Annotated in this window: 18 protein-coding genes; 6 read left to right on the top strand and 12 right to left on the bottom strand. The window is 44.4% G+C overall.

Going from position 1 to position 19,932, the window contains the following annotated elements; translation table 11 throughout:
* Position 1: 1 nt before the first annotated feature.
* Positions 2–2,353 carry a TonB-dependent receptor gene (locus LJ707_RS01175; RefSeq protein WP_228948900.1) on the bottom strand — a complete coding sequence of 784 codons (2,352 nt, stop codon included), beginning with the start codon at positions 2,351–2,353 and terminating at the stop codon, positions 2–4.
* A gap of 322 nt (positions 2,354–2,675) precedes the next feature.
* Here LJ707_RS01175 and LJ707_RS01170 point away from each other — a divergent pair, with 322 nt between their 5' ends.
* Genes LJ707_RS01170 through LJ707_RS01155 form a run of 4 tightly spaced genes read left to right on the top strand, consistent with a single transcriptional unit; the run spans position 2,676 to position 6,957 of the window.
* Complete coding sequence (locus LJ707_RS01170; protein ID WP_228948899.1) at positions 2,676–3,218, top strand: HmuY family protein; 543 nt, start codon at positions 2,676–2,678, stop codon at positions 3,216–3,218.
* Positions 3,219–3,226: 8 nt separating this feature from the next.
* Positions 3,227–4,057, top strand: coding sequence for a hemin ABC transporter substrate-binding protein (locus LJ707_RS01165; protein WP_228948898.1), 831 nt, complete (start codon positions 3,227–3,229; stop codon positions 4,055–4,057).
* Entirely contained in the window at positions 4,057–5,097 is a 1,041-nt protein-coding gene (locus LJ707_RS01160) for an iron ABC transporter permease (protein WP_228948897.1), read from the top strand. Before LJ707_RS01165 ends, LJ707_RS01160 begins: the two co-directional genes overlap by 1 nt.
* A 3-nt stretch (positions 5,098–5,100) precedes the next feature.
* A complete protein-coding gene (locus LJ707_RS01155; RefSeq protein ID WP_228948896.1) occupies positions 5,101–6,957 on the top strand; it encodes a heme ABC transporter ATP-binding protein in 1,857 nt (618 codons plus the stop codon).
* A 1-nt stretch (position 6,958) separates the two neighbouring features.
* On the opposite strand, the gene LJ707_RS01150 is transcribed toward LJ707_RS01155, so the two are convergent.
* Together LJ707_RS01150 and LJ707_RS01145 are read right to left on the bottom strand one after the other, a co-directional pair.
* A complete protein-coding gene (locus LJ707_RS01150; protein ID WP_228948895.1) occupies positions 6,959–7,315 on the bottom strand; it encodes an RNA-binding protein in 357 nt (118 codons plus the stop codon).
* 156 nt (positions 7,316–7,471) lie between these two features.
* A complete protein-coding gene (locus tag LJ707_RS01145; RefSeq protein WP_228948894.1) occupies positions 7,472–9,235 on the bottom strand; it encodes a M14 family zinc carboxypeptidase in 1,764 nt (587 codons plus the stop codon).
* 176 nt (positions 9,236–9,411) lie between these two features.
* On the opposite strand from LJ707_RS01145, the gene LJ707_RS01140 reads away from it, so the two are divergent.
* On the top strand, positions 9,412–10,260 hold the full coding sequence (locus LJ707_RS01140) for a family 16 glycosylhydrolase (RefSeq protein ID WP_228948893.1): 849 nt from the start codon (positions 9,412–9,414) through the stop codon (positions 10,258–10,260).
* 69 nt (positions 10,261–10,329) lie between these two features.
* On the opposite strand, the gene LJ707_RS01135 is transcribed toward LJ707_RS01140, so the two are convergent.
* The 3 genes from LJ707_RS01135 to msrB form a co-directional block, all read right to left on the bottom strand.
* A complete protein-coding gene (locus tag LJ707_RS01135; RefSeq protein ID WP_228948892.1) occupies positions 10,330–11,238 on the bottom strand; it encodes a metallophosphoesterase in 909 nt (302 codons plus the stop codon).
* 83 nt (positions 11,239–11,321) lie between these two features.
* Complete coding sequence (locus tag LJ707_RS01130) at positions 11,322–13,400, bottom strand: hypothetical protein (RefSeq protein ID WP_228948891.1); 2,079 nt, start codon at positions 13,398–13,400, stop codon at positions 11,322–11,324.
* Positions 13,401–13,476: 76 nt separating this feature from the next.
* On the bottom strand, positions 13,477–13,989 hold the full coding sequence (gene msrB / locus LJ707_RS01125; protein ID WP_228948890.1) for a peptide-methionine (R)-S-oxide reductase MsrB: 513 nt from the start codon (positions 13,987–13,989) through the stop codon (positions 13,477–13,479).
* Between the two features lie 270 nt (positions 13,990–14,259).
* Between msrB and msrA the strand changes: the two genes are divergently transcribed.
* Positions 14,260–14,748 carry a peptide-methionine (S)-S-oxide reductase MsrA gene (msrA, locus tag LJ707_RS01120; RefSeq protein ID WP_228948889.1) on the top strand — a complete coding sequence of 163 codons (489 nt, stop codon included), beginning with the start codon at positions 14,260–14,262 and terminating at the stop codon, positions 14,746–14,748.
* Between the two features lie 877 nt (positions 14,749–15,625).
* Here msrA and LJ707_RS01115 read toward each other — a convergent pair.
* The 6 genes from LJ707_RS01115 to LJ707_RS01095 all read right to left on the bottom strand — a co-directional run bounded on the left by LJ707_RS01115 (position 15,626) and on the right by LJ707_RS01095 (position 19,829).
* The gene (locus LJ707_RS01115) at positions 15,626–16,606 is read right to left on the bottom strand and encodes a zinc-dependent alcohol dehydrogenase family protein (protein ID WP_228948888.1); all 981 of its coding nucleotides are present in this window, start codon (positions 16,604–16,606) and stop codon (positions 15,626–15,628) included.
* A gap of 54 nt (positions 16,607–16,660) precedes the next feature.
* Positions 16,661–16,966, bottom strand: coding sequence for a helix-turn-helix transcriptional regulator (locus LJ707_RS01110; RefSeq protein ID WP_228948887.1), 306 nt, complete (start codon positions 16,964–16,966; stop codon positions 16,661–16,663).
* 85 nt (positions 16,967–17,051) lie between these two features.
* Complete coding sequence (locus LJ707_RS01105) at positions 17,052–17,984, bottom strand: AraC family transcriptional regulator (RefSeq protein ID WP_228948886.1); 933 nt, start codon at positions 17,982–17,984, stop codon at positions 17,052–17,054.
* Positions 17,985–17,993: 9 nt separating this feature from the next.
* A complete protein-coding gene (locus LJ707_RS01100; protein WP_228948885.1) occupies positions 17,994–18,800 on the bottom strand; it encodes an SDR family oxidoreductase in 807 nt (268 codons plus the stop codon).
* Positions 18,801–19,063: 263 nt separating this feature from the next.
* Positions 19,064–19,189, bottom strand: a complete 126-nt coding sequence (locus LJ707_RS20270) for a hypothetical protein (protein WP_255678675.1) — start codon at positions 19,187–19,189, stop codon at positions 19,064–19,066.
* A gap of 7 nt (positions 19,190–19,196) precedes the next feature.
* Complete coding sequence (locus tag LJ707_RS01095; protein ID WP_228948884.1) at positions 19,197–19,829, bottom strand: hydrolase; 633 nt, start codon at positions 19,827–19,829, stop codon at positions 19,197–19,199.
* Positions 19,830–19,932 lie beyond the last annotated feature (103 nt).

The raw sequence follows: 19,932 nt of genomic DNA, 5'->3' as shown, positions 1-19,932 counted from the left end.
TTTAAAAAAAGCGGTAATTAATACCCAGCAATACCGTACGGCCTGAATTGGCCGGCATATACTCATGGCGATAATTCATAATGTTGTCAACTATTACCTGTACCGATAAATGCTTTTGCATCAGGCTTTTTTGTACAGACGCGTTCAGCAGGAAGTAGCCGGGTACATAAGTATCATATGGGTCCAAAAAACCGTTATTCCGGTTAGCTTCCATAAAGCCATATTTACCACGGTAATTCACCCTGAATGTGCCGGTGACACCTTTTGGCTCATACTCATAAACCAATCTTACATTAGCCATATGCCGTGAGCGGTTGTTCAAACCAAAATAATCAGCCGTGGTTGAGCGCCTGTCAGTCGCCGTTTCGGGATTGTGGACGGTGGCATAAAGCCCCTCTCCTGCCTTTATCGAATCAATTACACCTTGATCCCTGGCATATAACAATTGGTAACCCGCTGATATGGTTAGGCCGCGAAAAGCATTGAAATTACCACTTACCTCAACGCCTTTAAGCGTAACCTTTTTGATATTGAAATAAGAGTAAACCTGCTGACCATTGGTTTTTGAAGCTACCAGATCATAGTTTATAAAATTGTTTACATCATTATAAAATCCGTTTACCTGAAAATTAAGCGCTTTTAAAGGGGTATAATTAAACCCTGCGCTATATGATATTGACCGTTCGGCCTTTAAAGGCCCGGCACGCTGTACGTTTGGTGATACTGATGAAATTTCGCCATTATCCTGCAGGCGCTGCAACTCCTGCGCAAGTACCTCGTTACCCAAAACCGTGTAACCACCGCCGGCAAAGTTGGTGAACACCATATACAACTGCCTGAAATCCGGCGTTTTAAAGCCTGATGCAACGGCCGCTTTAAGCGTTAATGTGCTGCCTATTTTATGGTCGATACCCAGGCTTGGGGTAAGGCTGCTGCCGTAACGGTTATGATGCTCAAACCGAAGCCCGCCCACCACGCTGGTTCTGTCGGTAAGGCGCCAATCGCCCTGCGAGTAGGCAAAGCTATTTTGCTGGTTACGGCTGCCACCATACAACGTATTGTCCATGGTTTCATACTGTGTGCCCGCCCCACCGGTTAGCGTAAACGCATTATGCCACGACCTTGATACCTGCACCTCGCCACGGTGCAGGTACTGCGTAAAATTGTTCGCAGTTAAAATTTGGGTAGATGTAAGGTCGGTATTGTTTTGGCGGTTAGAATATCGGGTAATGTAATATTGCGTTTTTAAGCGCAGGCCACTTTTCAGGTTGCTGTTCAGCACTGCCGATGCGTTCAGGTCATCCTCACTCAACGCATCACGCTGTGGCGTGGTACCGAATGACTTATCGTTCACTGATTCGCGAGAGGCGAACCTCCCGGTAAAATTCAAAGAGTTAGTTTCGCTCAGCGAGTACCGGCCACGCCCCTGTAAGGTGAAGCTGCTGTACGGGTAAACCGTCTTTCCCTCAGTTAAATAAGGGTTGGCATTAAAGCCATCGGTACGGTAATAGTTGGCTCCGATGTAGCCCGAGCCGCGTCCACCGGCAAAAGGTGTTTCGCCCTCCAGATTGGCATCCACTACGTTAAAACTCCCATAACGTACTGATGCCATGCCCTGGCTTTGTGATATACGCTGACGGGTAACAATGTTTACCGCGCCGGCCATTGCCTCGCTACCAAACAGGCACGATGATGCCCCCTTGATGATCTCGATACGTTCAATGTTAGCTACCGTAATGCGCGACAGATCAAAATTCCCGGAGTTACGGCCTGTCATGGGCTGGCCATCTATCAGTATCATGGTATAACCACTGTCAAAACCCTGCATCTGTAAACCTACAGCGCGCGGCCCGGCACCAATATCACTCACAATGGCCAGGCCGGTTTGCTCTTTCAGCACTTCATCCAGCCTGCGGCTGCCCATCTGGTCAATTTGCTTACGGGTTATTACCGTTACCGGCATGGGCGTACGCTGAAAATCGATCAGGTTATCCGGGTTATAAGGCTTTGTGTTGATGCTTACCTCCTGCAAGGCGTTAACATCCGCCTCAACAGATATAGCCAGTGTTACCTGCTGTGCTTGTTTTACGCTGGTTTTAACTACCAGTGGTTTAAAGCCAACGCCGCTTACCCGTACATGGTAATTACCAGCTATTACTTTATTTATAACGAACTCACCCCTATCGCCGGTAGCTGTGCCCTGCCCGGTTTGTATAATGGTAACCGCTACACCTGCTACCGCATTGCCCTTTTCATCGGTTACAGTACCGCTTAAACGCCCTGCCGGGGTTTGAGAATAAACTGTATGGATGGTTAACGTAAGCATAGCGAACAAGGAATAGAAGTATTTCATTAAGGGTCTATAAATACTATTTTTAATCAGTCTAAATAACAACAAGACAAAGGTGTGCAGTTTAATTGATAGTTTATTACCGAAATCGGGATTATTTTTTACGACTTTGGGACTGTTATTTAGATAAACAGCGCAACTTATACCATAAATGAGATCGTGTTAAAAGCATTGAAATCCTTTACAATAATCAGATATACAATTATTTAACATTTCTCGTAAACACATTTAAAACAACCCGATAAACGCCTGTAGCTAAATCCTGATTCCGTAAGCCGCCCCTCTCTTATTTGGAATGCTTATAAATAAGAGGTTAGTTTGTGGCATGAAATCAAATATAAAGGCTTTGCATAATGGCCTGTACTTAACAATAGGTTTATTGTTTTTTGCAAATACCTGCCTCAAAGCGCAGGATATTAAAGTTGTAAAAGACTTACAGGCTACATCAAAAGTCTACTTCAGTATAGATAACGGAACACAGGTAACCGGAACTGATACCGCGTCGGCAGTGTGGGATATTGCGTTACAGCGCACCAATATATTAGTGAACAGCGGTACCAGCGGCAAAGGCACTACCGCCGCGCAGCTATTAAAGAACACCGCGTTTGATAAAGTAACAACTGCGCCTGCCGATGGTTATATTGAAGATTCGGCACAAGCCAAGGCCGTGCCACCGGGCACAGGGCAGGGTTGGTATTTATATGACATGACTAACCACACCGTTAACCCGGCACCGGGCCGTATAATAGTGGTTAAAACATCATCGGGAAAATACGCTAAGATCGAGGTGTTGAACTATTATAAAAATGGCGATGGTGATCCCGGTTATTATACTTTCAGGTACGCGTTCATAAATAAAGCCAACTAAGCCTTAATATGAAAAAATACATCATTATAATATGCCTGCTGCTGGCCACCTTACAAACGGCCATAGCGGCAACTCCAAAACGCATCATCACCCTAAACAATACCCTTACCGAAACGGTGGATGCACTTGGCCTGGGCAAAAATATTGTAGCGGTTGATGTTACAAGCACCTACCCTGCCTATGTGCAAAAATTACCAAAGGCAAGTAAAAACCGCTCGGTATCGGCTGAGGGGCTGTTATCATTCAGCCCGGATATTGTGCTTGCAGCAGAGGGCAGCGTGAATAAGGAAATTGAATATCAGCTAACAGCCGCAGGTATCAAGGTGGTACAAATAAAGCAGGTATACTCACCGGCGGGCACTTACCAGTTAATAAAGGATGTTGCCGCGGCACTGCAAGTGCAGGCAAAAGGTGCGGCGCTTATTAAAACCCTGCAAGCCAAGGTAAACAAGGCAATAAACTTTGTAAAACAGCATCCTAAAAAAAGCAAGGTACTGTTTGTTTACGCCCGCGGTACCGGTGTAATGATGGTAGCCGGAAAAAACACCAGTGTTGATGCCATGATCAGCCTGGCAGGCGGCCAAAATGCGGTATCGGGCTTTAATGATTTTAAACCATACACTACCGAGGCCCTTGTGGAGGCTAACCCGGATATTATACTGATGTTTGATTTTGGCTTTAGCAGCCTGGGCGGTACTGAAAGTATTATAAAGATGCCGGGTATGGCACAAACCAACGCGGGTAAAAACAAACGCATTGTTCAAATGGATTCAAACCTGATGGTAGGTTTCAGCACACGGCTGGATCAGGCTATACTTCAACTCCACGGTAAGCTCTGATGAATAAAAAACTCTTTTATACATTAGTGATTACAGGTATCGTGGTATCGGGTATATTATCTATAGGCCTGGGGGCGGTTAGCATTCCGCCGGTGGAGGTAGCAACGCTGCTTTTTAACAAAATTTTTAGTGTGAATGCCCCGCAAGCGAATTTACAGCACGAGGCCATCATTACCATTGTGCGTTTGCCAAGGCTGTTACTTGGCTTACTGGCCGGTGCAGCGCTTGGAATTTCGGGAGCATCTATACAGGGCATATTCCGTAACCCGCTGGCCGAACCGGGATTGATCGGCGTATCTGCCGGGGCATCATTAGCGGCAGTAGCCGTTATCGGGCTTGAAGGTGTAGTGTTTGCCGGATTAAGCAATTTGATTGGTTATTACCTGCTGGCGTTCGGCGCTTTTGCCGGAGCCGGGGTTACGGCGCTCATCATCTACCATATATCAAAACATGAGGGGCGGCCAAATATTACTACCATGTTGCTGGCAGGCATTGCCATTAACGCCTTAGCGGGGGCTTTAACCGGCCTCATCACTTACCTTGCTACCGAGCAGCAGTTGCGTAACATTACCTTCTGGATGCTCGGCAGCCTGGGTGGCGCTACCTGGCAAACCATTACTACGCTGGTGCCCTTCGTATTGATACCCGTTATACTGCTCCCCTTATCGGGCAAGGCATTGAACGCCTTTTCGCTTGGCGAGGCACAGGCAGGTTATTTGGGCATTGATGTTGACAAGGTAAAAAAGCGTGTGATATTGCTATCGACCATGGCAGTCGGGTCAGCGGTTTCGCTAACCGGGATCATCAGCTTCGTGGGATTACTGGTGCCCCATATCGTTCGGTTAATAATCGGGGTTGATAATGCCCATGTACTGCCCGCATCGGCATTGTTAGGAGCCTTGATGTTAACCCTTGCCGATTTGATAGCCCGCACCATCATTGCCCCTATTGAGCTGCCTATTGGTGTAATAACAGCACTGATAGGCGCACCGGTATTTTTATATATACTGATACGTGATAAACGTAAACTCATTATTTAACAAATGCTTACGGTAAACAACATATCCTTTTATGCAGGCCATCGAACGCTGGTGAGTGATGTATCATTCAGTATAAGGCCGGGCGAGATGATCGCTTTGCTGGGTGCCAACGGTGCCGGTAAATCAACCTTGCTTAAAATGCTGGCGGGTATGCACAAACCGGGCAAAGGGCATATTGTGTTTAACGGAAAACCGCTTGGCGACTATTCAACAACCGAGCTTGCCAAACACCGTTCGGTACTTAACCAGCAAAACAATGTGAGCCTGCCCTTTACGGTTGGTGAACTGGTGATGATGGGGCGATATCCTTATTTTAAAAATTCGCCATCCATAAATGATGAAGCTATAGTAAATGAAGTAATGGAAGCGGCGGGTATTACTTTGATGGCAGGGCGATCATACCTTACCCTATCAGGCGGAGAGCAACAGCGGGTACAGTTAGCACGGTCGCTGGCACAATTATGGGAACAAAAAAAAGCATTGTTGCTGATGGATGAGCCTGTTACCGGCATGGATATATTGTACCAGCAACAAACCCTGGCCATACTAAAATCAATGGCGAAAAAAGGGCATATGGTGGTATGCGTACTGCACGACATGAACCTGGCATCGCATTACGCAGACCGTGTGCTGATGCTAAAAAATGGCCGTAAATGGTATGACGGTACGCCGCAGGAGATATTGCAGCCCAAGCCTGTGTACGAAATTTTTGAGGTTGAGGCCGATATTGTGATCAACCCATCAACATTAAAACAAATGATTATGCCGCGTGAAGTGGTATTTAACTATAAACAACAAACTTTAAACCCTACGGATATGGAAACAACACAAAACAACCTGAAACAACGGTACACTGAATACAAAGCCGAAAACCCCAAGAAGCGCATCCGCGAAATAGCTACTGATCTTAATGTGAGCGAGGCTGAACTGGTAGCTACCGGTATTGGCGAAACTGCCACCCCGCTGAAAAAAGACTTTGAAAACCTGCTTAAACGCGTGCATGATCTGGGTTATGTAATGGCGCTTACACGTAACGAGTATTGCGTGAGCGAACGTAAAGGCGTGTACGAAAAAATATCATTTACCCCACACGCCGGCTTGGTTTTGGGCGAGGATATTGACCTGCGCCTGTTTATGCACGCCTGGCAGTTTGGCTTTGCCGTTAATGAGAACGACAGGCACAGCCTGCAATTTTTTGACAAGGACGGCACCGCCCTGCACAAAATCTATCTTACTGATAAAAGTAACAATGATGCCTATCAAAGCCTGTTAAATGATTTTACCGATGCAGCAGTACAAACCATAAATGTAACTGCTAAAGAAAGCAAACCCAATACGGAGATGCCCGATGATGCGGTACAGACAGCCGATTTTCAAACCGCATGGAAAGGTATGAATGACAGCCATGAATTTTTCGGCCTGCTTAAAAGGTTCAACCTATCACGCACGCAGGCACTGCGACTTGCCCCCGAAGGTTTTGCCCGAAAACTTAATGCTGATAATTTCAGAAAGGCATGTGAGCTGTGTTCTGAAGGAAATGTTCCGGTGATGATATTTGTGCCCAATCATGGGTGCATACAAATCCACACCGGCAATATTAACAAGCTGGTTGAGATGGGCCCTTGGTATAATGTGCTCGATCCGGAATTTAATTTGCACCTGCGCATGGATGCCATTGCCGAAACCTGGCATGTTATTAAACCATCAACAGATAGCGACGTAAACTCGATTGAATTGTATGACGAGAATGGCGATATGATATTGCAAATGTTTGGTAAACGCAAACCCGGCGTGCCTGAACTTAATGAGTGGCGCGAAGTGGTTGCCGGTATTGGGCAGGTTACCGAACCAATAAATTAGATCAGGAAGCTTTTCTCGGGCGTTTGCCCCTGCGTTCGGACACGGCGGATACCGCATAGCCTGCCGGGCGCACGGGCTTACGCCTTACCTGCGGCTGCGATTGCTGTACGGGTTGCTGCCTGTCGGCAAGGCGTACGCTGATGGTGCGGTCGTCAATAGTACCGCCATCAAGCGCTTTGATTACTGCGGTAGCGCTCAGCTCATCAACCATATTGATAAAGCCATAGCCTTTGCTTTGTCCGCTCTCCATATCGGTAATTATCTTAACAGAAGCTACATGGCCATACTGGTGGCATATTTCAGTAAGCTCGGCCTCGTCCATGTCGCGGGGAATACCCACGATAAAAAGTTTCGTCATGTTTGTTTGCTATATCAAAATAACAACGAAAAGTGTGCCACTAAATTTTACAGGCAAAAAACTAATCGTATCGCCTGCGAAGTTAAACACCGAAGTGTAATTTATACACACATTGCAGGGAATTTTATACACGGCTGACAGAGCAGCGTTTAATACTTATTTTTTTACTGATTTTAACAGCCGCCCTACCGGGTAACGCAGGTAAGTTTGTTCAAAAAAAGGCGAGTTTTGGTAAATGAATTCCAACTGCGCGGCGGCACTTTGCATTAACTTAGGCTGTGTTGCTTTTGCCGAATCAAGTTTTTGTTGCAGATCAGGATGGGTCTTCAGATATTCAAAAGCAATATCCTCAAAAACATAATCAGAAAAATGCTCTTTTTGCCCCAGCATTGAATCAAAAAATCCCCAGGCAAAAAATGAATCCACGCCCTGTGGTTCCAGCGTTTCAACAATATAACGGTTAACCGGCTGATCGGTATAAATCAGGTAATCGCCCTTGTAAAACTTAACCATGTTATTATCAACCGTTTTTAACGCTACATCATAATGCAGGTAATGCCCCTCGTAAGGTTTGGTGCGTGTTTTGTAATCAGCTATATAATAGGTTTGTACGGCAAGTGTGGTATCATGCTGCAACTGCTGCATAACCACCTTGTTCAGTTTAAACAACTCAATTATTTTACCCCAGGCCTGCGGAATAATGTAAGCTGCCGGTTTATTTACCGTAGTAATAGCTTTGTAGGTGTTATAGTATTTTATCTGTTTAGTAAAAGGCTTGCTCCTGTCGTAATAAAGCCTTGGCAAGCCGCTGATATCGCTGGGTTTGTGGCTTGCCTCAAAACCTTTAAAAGTTATCATGTCAAATTTTTCAGCATCAAGAGCCCAGTTAAGCACAAAGCTTTGCTGCTTAGCAACATCGGTATCAGCCTGTCGTTTCAGCTCTCCTATCTTTTTGGCATCGCGCTGGCAAATAGCTATCAGGCTTTGCATAAAAGTATAGGTGGCATATACCTTTTTGTCATAAGGTTTCAGCATGTGCGTTTCGGTCATATAACTGATCACATTATGCTGCGCGCCATAACCGGTTGAAAAGCGCGGTGTTTCCAAAAAAGCCACAATACCCGAGTCGGGCGTTTCCTTCATGCTTTCTACATAAGGTGTCATCTCAAAGCAACCCGCGGCCATGCGCTTATACAATTCAGGCGAAAGCGTTTTTGAGGTATAGTTGGCCAGTACGGGGTTCTGCTTATCCTTCTGCGTTTCAATCAACGTCATTACATACTGGTAATCAGCACCGTTACTTGCATGATTATCCAACAATACCTCGGGCTGCCAGGTATTGAATATCTGCATAAAAGCCAGCGCGTTGCGGCTATCGGCCTTAATAAAATCACGGTTAAGATCGAGGTTACGGTAATTGCCCCTGAAGCCATACGCCCGCGGCCCGTTTTGGCTGATGCGCGATACGCCCCTGTTCAGGCTCCCGTCAATATTATATAAGGCGATAAAACACAGCACCACATCATTAGGTAGTTGATTGCTTTTGAGCAGATCGCGCGTTAACATCATGCTGGCATCAATACCCTCCGGCTCACCGGGATGGATGCCATTGTTAATGAACAGCACACGTTTGTTTTGCTTTTTTATAGTTGCCGGATCAAACACTCCGCTTTTTGAAAGCACCACTAATGTGAGTGGTTTGCCCACATCAGTTGTACCATAGTTAAGCAAGCGCAATTGCTTTGGATATTGCTTAGCCAGCGCGTTATAGTAGGTTACTACCTCGGCATACGTAGCCGTGTAATTTTTATCGCTGCTTTTTTCAAAGGGAGTAAGCTGCGCGAAGGCGGTAGATACTGTAAACATTAATGCAATACCATACACCCATGCGCGTACCGCTACTTTACCAAAAAATTCCATGCGGTAAATTTAAGCCGCCAAGCCTGCTTAAACCAAATGCGGTTAGTAAAATACGTTATACAATTATGCTAATATTAAATATACCCCTGTTTATTTGCTCATTAGCCCCTTTTAACTAATTAAATATCTGTATAAATTGGATTTAACTAATTATTAATTTCCTAATCCTCTACATTATGAAACACAGAAACCTTCGCCTGTGCCTGGCGTTAACGGCATTGGTATTTTTATTTTCGTGTAAAAAAGATGCCGCCCAAAAACGGGCCAAATCAGGGCCTGACCCAACGGAAAAAGAAAAACGCGCCGCTGATACCTGGCAAACTGTGATCGACAATTCGAGTTTTGCTGATTATACAGCATTTGAGGCACAATGGAATTACCTGTATCCCTGGGGGGCAGACCATAACGGCACAGCACGTATGTATGGCAGCCCTACAGATCATAACCATGTATCGTTAACTAATGGCGAACTTACTTTGCTGGCCACGCGTATTAACTGGGATGAGGGTGTAAGTTCGTCTGTACCACACCTGCCTATTCGCTACCATTCGGGCGCGATACATGCAAAGCATCAGGTATTAATTAACGATCAGTACCCTAACTATGAGGTTAAAGGTGATTTTCAGGCACCTTCATCACCCGGAACATGGCCCGCATTCTGGCTAACCGCAGTAAACTCATGGCCACCCGAAAGCGATATACTTGAATTTAAGGGCGATACGCAGAACTGGTTCAATACCTTCCGTACACCGAGTGATGTATCATCAACGCTGGTTAACGTACCATCACCAGGTAACTGGCATACTTACCGCGCATGGATAACAAAAGTAAACGCCACCGAGGTTGATATTCATTACTATCTTGACGGGGTGTGGAAGGCGGTGCATCGCGGCAATTTTGTAGGTAAACCTATGTGGATTATCATTAACCTGCAGATGGAAGGTTCATCCGGATCAAACGGGCCAACAACCAATACATATTACAAAGCCAAAAATATTTATGTTGGCCGTACGGCAGCGGGCTGATTAAAAAAATAAACACCCCTATTTTAAACCAGGATGATGATTTCAGAAGAACCGCCATCCTGGTTTTTTTTATGATAGATAGTTTACGTAACGTTCATCAAAACTTCCATCATTATACAAATCGATCAGGCCGTAGCCCGGTGCAGTTTCGCGGCGGTTACCGTTCCACCAGGCACCGCTTACCGCGCCATCGCAAATGTAGGTTACGTTGTTATACTCCAGGCGTTCGCGCAAATGGATGTGGCCGCTAAGGCATAGTTTAACATTTGGATGCCGGTAAAACAGCTTGATGATCTTTGAAACATCGGTATGCATATCGCCGCCATACATTTGCCAGCGGTTTACAATATCATCCTCTATCAAATTGGTAGCGGTGAGTATGGGTATGTGCGACATGATGAGCACCGGCATACCAGGATCGGTGTTTTTCAGCTCCTGTTCCAGCCAGCTAAACTGCACATCGCCCAGTTTGCCAATGTACCAGGTACCGTCAATATCCAAATTAACGCTGTCCAATATAATGAATTTCCAGCCGCTTTTTACCATGCTGTAATACGGCTTGCTTAAATGTAACTGATCGAGCGAGTATTGTTTGCCGTATATGGCCTGCCCTTTATTATTCTCCGCCCACCAAATATCATGATTACCCAGGCAGTAGGTTACAGGCAGGCTGCAATCGTTTTTCAATACATCTTTGTACAGCTTCCACTGGGTATTGATGGTGTCCATGTTCTCCTTGTTCATGTCAAACACGATATCGCCACCGTTTAATATCATATCCACCCGGGGAGTTTGCTGCTGCACATGGTGCAAACACTTAACAAACTTGGCCGGTGCACCAAGGTCATTTTTAAGGTGAACATCGGTTAAATGGGCAACGCGCAACACCCGCTTGCGCGACGGGCTTGGAGCAGCTAAGGTTATTGAAGGCGCGATTAATGCCGCGCCGATAGTTTTTAATACAGATCGCCTTTGCATGATAGATGGTTATCAATATCAGGCAAAATTATCAGCGCGGGTTTTATTTGATGAATGCCGAATGTTATTAAATAGTTAAATACCTACTGCAAATAAATAGTTTGCGTAAACGCACCGTTCACGGCAGCATCCCAAACTTCAAACCTTACCCATTTGCGGCCTTTCAAATCTACCGGCCAGCTAAACTGTTTGCTACCAAAAGCCTGCGTACTATTCAATTCGATACGATGGCGGTATACCTTTTTGCCATCTCCGGATATAATCTCCGCGAAACTTAGCGGAAAGGTCCAGTTTATTTGCGCGTTCACGGTTGCTTTTCCATTTGCAGGCAGCTTTAATGTTTCGCCGGATTGCTTGCCATTCACATTAAAAACAGGCAGCATGATCTCGCCCGTGGATGTAAAAAAATGCCCTCCCTTAATAGCATTCAATACGGGTTGCCAGCCCTGCTTGTAGTCGGGCAGTTTATCCATCTTTAAATAATTAACGTTGAGGTGGGCATACATCTCATTTTCGGGCTCCACGGTAAACAGATCGGCTTCGGCAATAATATGCTTTTTCAGTCCCCAGTTGTTCATATCATCCAGTAACTCAAATACACGGTCGCCAAAGCGCGGCTTAGACAGGTCGGCCGGAATATGCTTCCAGGCACCGCCCATAAAATGATCGGACTGAAAGAATTTTTCATCCTTGTATTTATCAGGATAACCGGTTGAACCTTTTGTGCGTGGGTGAGCAGTCCACATCAGGCCGTTCTCCGCTTCCATCAGTTTAAGCATGTCCTCTTTATCGCCAATGTGATAAACCTTGCCATAGCCTGCCACCTCGCTTACAAAGGGCTGATCCGGCTTGCGCGACATTACCCAATATACCGGTTTAGGAAAAAATGACAACCAATGGCCACCCAAAAATTCGTTAGGCTCCTCGCCCGGCAGCAGCAAAAACTTATTGTTTGAGAAACGGGCGCATATATCATGCAAGGCTTTTAACTCCGGCAGGCGCAGGCTATCAGGGCCCTTAGGATGCGCGGTATAATGAAACTCAGCCAAATGAATAATATCAATGCCTGTATTTTTAAATACTTTAACAAAATTCGGACTATCAGGCACGGGCTTACCATTACGTACCACACTCATTATAAACTCATTATGAAAATGGCTTGACAGTGTTTTATAACCTGCTACTTTGGGATATACATCATTGTGAGTAAATTTTTTCACCTCCGCCAGCGCATCACCCGGCGAACCGGCACTTAACAGGCAGAAAAAATTTAAGCGTTGTTGTGTATTAGGCGGAGCGTTAAACCAGGGCACAAAACGCTTATCGCCCTCCAGCTCCTGCCTTATGCCAAGGCCATAGCCGTGCAGCATATCACGGTAATTATTACCATACCAAACAAATTTTAAGTTAAAAGCTTCATCCAGCGGATAAAAATATTGATGTGGTGCCGGAAACACGGCCAGGCTGCCGCTGTTCTGCTGCGCCAAAATAGTACGATACTTAACGGCAAGGTTACGGCTGGCCTCGCCAATGTTAGCAACCGCTGTTTGGAGCTGCCCATCGGTTGATGCCCAGGCAAGGTTTTTCCATGATGGTGTTTGGCTTACCAGGCCGGCATCATATAAAATAGCGGTCGAGTCGACCGGTGTTGACATTACCGCAGCTATATTTACGAGCGGCGAACCGTTAAATAACGTTATTTCGAGCGTGCCATTGAATTTCTCGGCAGTTACCTTACCTACCTTTACCACCGTGCGTGAGCCTGCAGTGCTTATATTTACCCTGCCCTTTTCAAACTTAACCGGGTATGATTGATGCGGCTTTTGCGGTACCTTGTCAAAAAAAATATTCCACCCGTTTTGTGATACCAGGTCACGCTTACCAACCGTGAGCACAAAAGCAGGGTTTAAATTAGTGGCAACGGCCTTATACACCTTGTTTTTACTTATCTGCATGCTTTTAAACAAGGGCTTACCTTGGTCGAGGTCAAGCAACAGTTGCCCGTTTTCATTGCTGCCCACGGGCCAGCTAACAGTAAGTATGTTGTTATTTACAACAGCTTTTGCAGATCCGGATTTATTAAAGCCGGAAAAAGTTACAGGAGTTTGCGCATTAAGCAGCAAGGGGCACAGCCCCAGCACAAGCATGAGCTTTTTTAGCATAGTTTTTCAATTGGTTGCGGCAAGATATAATTTTCTCCTGCAAAACACAACCAATCAGTCAAACTATAAAACGATGTTAAATTCCGCTGTCAGGCTGAAACTCCAGCGATACGGAGTTCATGCAATAGCGTTTATGTGTTGGCGGCGGGCCGTCATCAAAAATGTGCCCAAGGTGCGAATCGCAACGTGCACACTTTACCTCGGTGCGCTCCATACCCAGTGAATTATCGGTCAAATAAATAACGCTGTTTTTTCGTACCGGTTCAAAAAAACTTGGCCAGCCACACTCGCTTGCAAACTTGGCATCCGAGCGGAACAGCTTATTGCCGCAAACCGCACAATAATAAGTACCCTTGGCTGTGGCATTCCAGTACTTGCCGGTAAACGCGCGTTCGGTAGCAGCCTCGCGGGCCACTTTATATAACTCCGTCGGGAGTATTTTTTTCCACTGCGCATTACTAACCTTTAGCTTTTTGGTGTCAGTATTGGAGTAGTATGGGTTATTTTCATGCCCCTTGTCACCCTTTATATTTTGGGCCGATACACCTAAGCCTATGGCAAGGAGTAATAAAATGATAGTTAATCTCATAATCAGTTTTTGTATCAGATAAGTATGCAAAGCTTTGTATATGCTTTGCTACTTGTATAAACGATAAACAGTGAGCAATGGATGCTGTTGTACATCTATTTTATTTTAAAATGACAATATGGTATACAGTCAGTAAAACCCGACAAGATGGCGTAAACAACCATTAAACCATTAACGAATTAAATAAGGACCTTAGGTATAAACAAAACAGGCCTGACAAAAATAATATGGCACGACAGTTGAACTAAACCTGATACTAAATAAAATTATATGAGCATTGAAAAAGCTATATTGGCCGGCGGTTGCTTTTGGGGTGTTGAAGAACTGATCAGGCAATTGCCGGGCGTTAAAAACACCGTGGTTGGTTATACGGGCGGGGATGTGCCTAACGCAACCTACCGCAATCATGGCACTCATGCCGAAGGCATTGCCATTACTTTTGATCCGGAGGTTTTATCATACAGAAATTTGCTGGAATACTTTTTTCAGATACATGACCCTACAACGCGTAACCGCCAGGGTAATGATATCGGAACATCTTACCGTTCGGCCATATTTTTTGTTGATGAAAAGCAAAAAGAAACCGCAACGACATTGATCAGCGAGTTGGAAGCATCAGGCAAATGGCCCGGAAAGTTTGTTACTGAAGTAGTACCCGCCGGTGATTTTTGGGATGCTGAGGAAGAACACCAGGATTACCTGCAAAAACATCCTTTTGGTTATACCTGCCACTTTGAACGCCCTGAGTGGACATTGTAAAAACGGGATACGATTTCTAAAAAAAAGGCGGAAAGACTATTAGATCTTTCCGCCTTTTTTGTGGATGCAAGTGTATATTTTGTATAACTGCCCGACACACTTTTTTAGCTACCCGCAGTATAATACTATTTACTTCCATACTGTTTGATACATTTAATAATCAACCACTCTATGCGAAGATCTTTCCTGCTGATATTTATTTATCTTTAACCTAATAATATTACAATACGTTGGACAATATTAAAAAGGGACAAATTGAATTAGTTGCAATGTGCACTGTAGCAATAGTTATCAGTTCATGCATTATATTCATATATAATTATAGAATTGGTCATGATAGATTACCAGCCCAAATTTTTCGTCTTTCACTTAGTACCATTCTTACCATATTCACTATAAACGGATATAGATTTGCTAAATGGATGTTGCTGTTTATGTTTGTTTACTCAGTTTTAGAATTCGCAAAAAAATTTCGGTCTATTGAGCTAAACAGTTGGTTTGACTGGTTACCGTTAATAATCACAATTTATAATGTATGGTTTATTGTTAACTTATTGATGTCTAAGAATATTAACCTTTATCTTGAAAGCAGACGGATTAGAAGAGTTAAATATAATTAGCAGAAAACACCAACGACCTGAAATAGATAACAAAAAAGCGGCTAAAAAAACGCCCTTCATTTTCATGAAGGGCGTTTTGGGTTGATAAGGGTACAGCGTTCGAACCCATTTTATTAAAATTTAACTACAATAGGATAAATTGTACTAAGAAGCCGATTCAGTCTAAACAATCAATCATACAAATATCTCGGTTTCATCTCCAACTGTGCTCCATCGGCCAGCTTTATTAACCACATTATTTTTCCATTAAAACTTTTCTAATCAATGTTGTAATTGCCGATCCGTATTCCAATCTTACCATAAAAATTTTTGTCGCCATCCTTAAATTCAAGCAGCCTGTGGGCCTTACCAATCTCAGCCAACGGGAAAATTTTGTTTACCACCGGTTTCAGCTTTCCGGTCTCTATCAGCTTAGTAAGTTCGTCCAATTTATTTCTGTTCTGTCTGGTAAATACAAAATGGTAGGTGGCATTTTTCCCCCATGCGTGTATCAGGTTTTGAGGCTTATCAATATCAACTATTGTTACCACCTGTCCCATTTGGCTTAATATCTTACCGCTATCGGCAAGAGTGTTACCGCCTATGGTATCGATCACTACATCCACGCCTTTATTATCTGTCAGTTCCAGGATCGCGTCTACATAATTTTCCTTTTCATAATCAATCACATAGTCAGCTCCTAATCCTTTTAAAAATTCATGATGAACGCCTCTTGCTGTGGTATAAACAATGGCACCTATAGCCTTGGCCAGTTGAATAGCGGGTATACCTACCCCACCTGCACCACCATGTATCAATATCGTTTGATTGATCTTAAGTTGTGCCCTGGTATAAAGCATTTCCCAGGCGGTACCTGCAGCCAAAGGAAATGTAGCGGCCTCTAAATGGCTTACATTTTTCGGTTTGATACCAATTATGTATTCTTTGGCCACATGATATTCAGCATAGCTGCCGTTCCCGTTAAAAATTTCGGGTGTGTAATACACCTCATCACCTACTTTGTAATTTTTTACGCCTGAGCCGATCTCAACAATCACGCCTGACACATCATGCCCGGTAATCACCGGCAGTTGCAATTCATTTTTATAATCTCCCCTACGCACCTGAAAATCCAGCGGATTAATTGATGTAGCCATTACTTTTACCAATACTTCGTCAAATCCCGGTTTTGGGGTTGGTACATCTAATATCTCAAATTTTTCAACCGAGCCGAACTCTTTTAAAACTGCTGCTTTCATTGTTTTTTGTATTTAGCTATTTAGGTAAAACTCTAAGTTATTCGTTAATTTTTTTTATAATTTTTCTTTGATCAACTCCGCTAATTCCTGTATCGCGTCCTCATTACGTTTATAATAGGTCCATTGATCTTTTCTTGTTGCCACTAAAATATCCGCTGCCGCCATGTTTTTAAGATAAACTGAAACCGTAGGAACAGACATTTTTGCTTTTTTAGCAATATCAGAAACACAAACACCTAATGACGGTGAGTAATCAACCAACTCCTCTGCCGGAAAATAAGCAAAGGGGTCTTTTAACCAAGTAAGGATATCCAAACGCGTTTGATTAGACAATGATTTAATTACCTCTAACAATTTCATAAAACAAATTTAGGCATTTACCTAAATACCTACAAGTATCTATCCAATATTTACAATTTTATGATAAGATCAACGGATCCTGAATTTATCCCGTAGGTTTAGTACGCGTCAAAGTAATTAAGTTCCTGCGGAACACTAAGGGAGAAATATTCGTCTTTCTTCTGAACAGCTTGCTGAGCGATTGCGGATGTTTAAATCCTAACTTGTAGGCAATTTCCGAAACGGTCAGGTCGGTTACAGACAAATACTCCTTCGCTTTATCAACCAGCTTTTCCTGAATATGATGCAGTGCGCTCTCGCCAGTCAGCGACCTCAGCACATCACTGAAATAGTGGGGTGAAAGGTTAAGCCTGACCGCTAAATATTCGACCGTAGGTATCCCGTTATTTAAAGCTTCTTTCCCGTCGAAGTAGTCATTCATCAACTGCTCAATTTTGGTGAGAATAGCATGGCTGACTGTCTTGCGACTAATAAATTGCCTTTCATAATAGCGTTTACTGTAACTCAGTATCAGTTCTATCTGCGCAAGAATAACATCCTTCGAGTGCTGATCTGACTGCTGTAACTCCTCCTCTATCTTCAAAAAGATCTCACCAATACATTTTTCCTCCTTTTCTGATAAATGCAATGCCTCGCTGGTCATGTAAGAAAAGAAACCGTAGGTTCTGATCTTCGATGCCAGCGGGTGATCGTGCAGGAATTCAGCATTAAAAAACAAAGCGTAACCGGCATCCTCACCTGTTTCATAAACCGGCGGGCCATTTAGGGATAATACCTGTTTAGGGGCTATAAAGGTCAGTATCCCTTTATCATGATCGTATCGCTGCTGACCGTACTGCATTTTGCTCTTGACATTCCGTTTAAGGGCGATGCAATAAAAATTCAGTGCAAAGCGTTGCCAGATGGGATCGTCCACCGCACGAACGTCCGCCACCCTCACGACACTTATTAAAGGATGAAACGGTTGCGGTAAGGACAGCAGACGGTGTTTATCCGCGATAGTGCCGATGATTTCCATGCAGAACCATTATTTTCCCAATATCTGTTCCCTTATCTCTATTCGTGAAGCCTCACTCCCTATCTCAACCCGCCTGTCATAAGCTGCCCGGGCATCACTGGTTGGGATGTAGGTGAGCTGGTCCTTATCATCAGTAGCAGCTTCATAAACAACCTCCGCAACCTTTTCAGGTGCCACCGCCTGAGACATCATCGCTTCTGTCATGGCAAAAAGCTTATCCTCAAGCTCTTTGTAAGCAGTATGCAAGTTCTTGTCCAGTGATCTTCCTAAAAAATCCGTTGCCACAGCACCGGGTGCAACCGTTTTGATCCTGATGTTGTGCAAGCCGAGTTCGAACGACATACTTTCTGACCAGCCCTGAACTCCGAATTTTGCAGCATGATAGATGGAATGCAAAGGATAGGCCAGCAGCCCTCCCATAGAGGTGGTACTGATAAACACCCCGCTTTTCTTTTTCCTGAAATGGGGAATGAACGCTTGGGTGACCATGATAACACCGATAAGATTTGTGTTAAGTTGTTTAAGTATCTGTTCATCGCTGAAAGCCTCCAAGGCACCCATCAGGCCATAGCCGGCGTTATTGAACACAACGTCAACATCATGTAGTGTTGTCGCTTTTTCAGTAGTTTCCCTGATCTGTTTCAGGTCGGTTACGTCAAGTGGCAGCAAGGTAACATTGGGTAGTTGAGAAAGTTCTTTTTCCTTTCCCGGATCTCGCATGGTAGCGATAACATTCCAGCCCTTTTGCTGAAACAGCCTGGCGGTAGCTTTACCGAGTCCGGCAGAAGCTCCCGTTATAAAGATCGTTTTTTTCATAAGCAGAATTTTATAAATAAATACCGAGATGACATTATTTGTTCAGCGAAATGTGAATCAACAAATTTATCCGGGAAATGCCTTAACCGATTATCCAAAACGCTGTTTATTGTATCCCAATTGGGTATTTTATTGAGGCCGCCGATATCATAGGTACCTTAGTTACATAGCTGATCGGAAACAGAACCTTTTCTGCACCGCTGACAGTGCCTATACTAACGGTCACAGGCTGCAAATCGAGAACGGTCCTTTTAATCCCTTATTCAATTTCGGTTCCTTAGCTTGCTTAACTGTTTATTCAAAATGCCGTCAAGGTCATTCAGCATGTCAGAAAAACCTTCGCTTGCGGCATCAGCCTGACCAGGTGATGCCGCAAGCGAAAGGTTCATCAGAAAACTACCAGCGCAGGGTTTCTACGAAGAACGAGCCGTTCTCCATCAGCGCATCGAAGAACGGCTGCTTGGTATCAAGACGGTTCCAGTCTCTTTGCAGTTCACAGGCGAACTGCGTAACCGATGATAGTTGCACGCCAGCCTGTTCCATTCGGCGTAAGGCAACCTCGTGCGCTATAGGTGAAGTACCGCCAACGGCATCAACAATGGTGTATACCTCGTAACCTTCCTTAATAAGGTCAAGTGCCGGAAAGCAAAGACAAACCTCGGTCCAAAGGGCACAGATAACCAGTTTTTTCCTGCCGAGGGCTTTGACCGCATCCTGGAATTCCTTGTCCTCCCATGAATTGACGGACGTGCGGTCCAGTTCAGGCACGTCCGGCAATACTGAGCGGAGATGACTGATGGTTGGTTTATTGATACCTGTGGCTACATTAACGGTACTCAGGATAACAGGCACTTTGAATGCCTTAGCTACCTTAGCGACGGTAACGATGTTCTTAACCAATTCAATGTGATCCATTGACCTTACGGAGTTGACCTGCAGTGGCTGATAATCGATCAGGATCAGGGCAGAATTTTCCGGGGTGATCAGGTGATCCTCTTTAGGATCGCGGATAGGTGTAATGCTACTCATGATAGAATTTTAGTTTTTTATAAAAGAGTTCCGGCTCAAATCTCCGCATCAGTATATCACCGGAAGATGACCTATGCCATTAAATTAAGTAGACCTATGCCTA

This window comes from Mucilaginibacter sp. UR6-1, assembly GCF_020880975.1.
Lineage (GTDB): Bacteria > Bacteroidota > Bacteroidia > Sphingobacteriales > Sphingobacteriaceae > Mucilaginibacter.
Note: the sequence above shows the minus strand (reverse complement) of the source record. Positions and strands in the feature narration are given on the sequence as shown.